We start from the raw sequence: 2322 nt of genomic DNA on the forward strand, positions 1-2322 counted from the left end.
CGCCCAATCCGGCGGAGGCAGCAGCGGCGATTTTGGAAGAGATGGCCGAGGCGCTGTAGCGCTGCCACCGAGTTCGAGGCGCGCGGCCTGAAGAGCAACCGCAGAGCAACCGCAGCCATTTATGGCGCGTTGCGCCACCCGAAGAACATGAAAGTAGTACGGGGGAGTGTCCGGGCCTAAAAGGCCCTGTAACTCTTCGCGCATGATTTCAGCAGTCTGAAGGCTGCTGCTCCCTCCGTATTCCTAATCCCCAAGCACCGCTGCGCTGGAATTTTCAGGGCAGATTCCTCCGCTCCCGTTGGTCGGTCGGGATGACAGCGGCCTGTAAGGGCAGCCATAGACGAAAAGCCCGGCGGTCTGCCGGGCTTTTCAAGATCTGAGACTTATCCTAAAACTTAAAGCTTTTCGTAGAAGTCACACGCTGAGCAGGAGATATAGACTCCGCCGGGTACGCCGCGCTCGCGATCTTTCACGCGCTTGACGATACGCGTCGGTTTGCTGCACTTCGGGCAGTCGGTGGACTTCGTCGTGTCCATTGCTTTCTTGCGATCACCTGTTTTGGCAATTTTGGCCATGGGTAGGGGTGTTTCTCCTTTGAAGATTGTCTCTGCACGCACGCGCGGAAATGCTGCACGCGGCTTCAACGGCGCGGTCGATTAACTCACCCCTGCTCGAAATTGTTTGCGGGAGGCAGCCGGACTCGCTGTCTCCAGTTTACATCAGGACTCAGTGCGGCTGGGCCGCATCGGTCGCCGGGGTGCTGCCGGGAGAAGGGGCCGTCCCGGGTGCTGCACTACTTCCCTGACTTGCGGATGCTGGAGGGGTGCTGGACTTTGAATCGGCGGGTTTGGAGGCGCCTGGCTGGGTTGTGTCCTTCTGATCTTTCTGACCCTTCTGATCCTTCTGCTCCTGGGCCTGCTCGGCCGCTTCTGCCGCCTTCTGCTGATCGGCGCGACGTGCGGCTGCCACATCGGGATAGTCATCGGGCTTCTGCTTCGGGAACTCCACGGGCTTCATGGCGTCTGACTGGTTCTGCACTGGGCTATCCGGCAACTTCTCTCCGGGAGCCGTGAGGGTGGGTGGTGGAGCAGCGGCCTCCTTGTCAGGATCACGCTCAACGTCGCCCATCTTGATGGTGCGCGTGCCAGTCTGATCAGCGACCAGCGGCGAGCCGTCAGTGCGCATCATGCCTTCGACTTCGTCCTTAGTAAAGATGACCGGCGTTTCGCCCACCTTGGCGATTTCGACGCGGATCACGCGATTGCCGTTGATGCGGACAAACTCAACGGGTTTGGGAGGCGAACCGTAGATCCATTCCTCGAAAGGCATCTGCCCATCGACTTCGCGCACCTTGCGTTGGGGCTGCCCCAAGGCGAAGAGCACCATGTCGGTGGACATGCCCACCATCACGTCGTGATTCAGAATGGCGTCTTTGAGTTTCGCGGGAAGCGTATCTGTAAATGCCTGAATGGGTGTCTTGAGATCGAAAGAGATGAGCGGCGCGAGCAGCGCTTTCACCTGGGCGCCTGTCAGCTCAGGGACGTGGCCTTTGAATGCGAGCGTGAGCCTGGCGCCAGTCGCCGGCTGTCCGTCGTCTTGAGCGATGGGGTTCATCGTTCCGCCGCCGCCGATCTGGATATGACGCAAGAAGCGATGTTTCAGGTCGGGGCCGCCGTTGAGTTCAAAGACAATCTTGTTGTGGTCAAACTTGACGTCGGTCAGCACGACGCGATCGCCCGGCTTGGCGCAGATTCCGAATTCCGTAACCATGTCGAGGTAGGGTTCGCCGGCGGGAGTCAGCTTGCCGTTTGCCTCCAGGGTCAATCCCTTGTGGCCCATGGGAAACGGGCGCATGGCAAAACCCTGCTCCGATTGCATCACGCGGATCAGTTCTGCGCGGGTCTTCGGGTCCAGGTCCGCTTTGTCGAGCGGGATGCTGGTGGGCTGAATCTGGGCAAAGCGCCGATCGACTGTGCCCGTTCCTTTGTTCGCTCCGCTATGGGTGTCGATGGTGATGGCCTGCGCGGCCGCGATACCGCTAAAGCTTGTCGCCGCAAGGGCGCAGGCGCCTGCAAGCACAAGGGCGCGACGGCGGTAAAAATGCTCAAGAATACTGGAATGGACTGAATGAGATCGGGATTCCGGCAATGGCCTGATCATGGGCGTCCTCCCATGGCCGCGCGTGGGGTTGTGCCAACAGTAGTTCCAATTCACCTAAAAGGTCAAATCGGAGATTCGAACCGGCGCCGCAGACCTATGAGCCGGGTCGGCTCAAAGGGAATCATCCGGCCGGGATGCAGAATGAGATGCGGGCTGAGGGGG

The 2322-nt window shown here is 59.9% G+C and carries 3 protein-coding genes; all 3 read right to left on the bottom strand.

The features are described 5' to 3' along the window. A partial coding sequence (locus WA354_RS19965; protein WP_472814777.1) for a hypothetical protein occupies positions 1-204 on the bottom strand: 204 nt, incomplete at its 3' end. 191 nt (positions 205-395) lie between these two features. Next, a complete protein-coding gene (locus WA354_RS19970; protein ID WP_348261564.1) occupies positions 396-575 on the bottom strand; it encodes an Rcat domain-containing protein in 180 nt (59 codons plus the stop codon). A gap of 151 nt (positions 576-726) precedes the next feature. Continuing rightward, on the bottom strand, positions 727-2160 hold the full coding sequence (locus WA354_RS19975; protein WP_472814778.1) for a hypothetical protein: 1434 nt from the start codon (positions 2158-2160) through the stop codon (positions 727-729). Positions 2161-2322: the final 162 nt, after the last annotated feature.

It is taken from the genome of Occallatibacter sp. (assembly GCF_049802275.1).
In the GTDB taxonomy this organism is placed as follows: domain Bacteria; phylum Acidobacteriota; class Terriglobia; order Terriglobales; family Acidobacteriaceae; genus Telmatobacter.

Coding starts and splice junctions, on each gene's coding strand:
- WA354_RS19970 (WP_348261564.1), bottom strand. CDS start 575: ATGGCCAAAATTGCCAAAACAGGTGATCGCAAGAAAGCAATGGACACG.
- WA354_RS19975 (WP_472814778.1), bottom strand. CDS start 2,160: ATGATCAGGCCATTGCCGGAATCCCGATCTCATTCAGTCCATTCCAGT.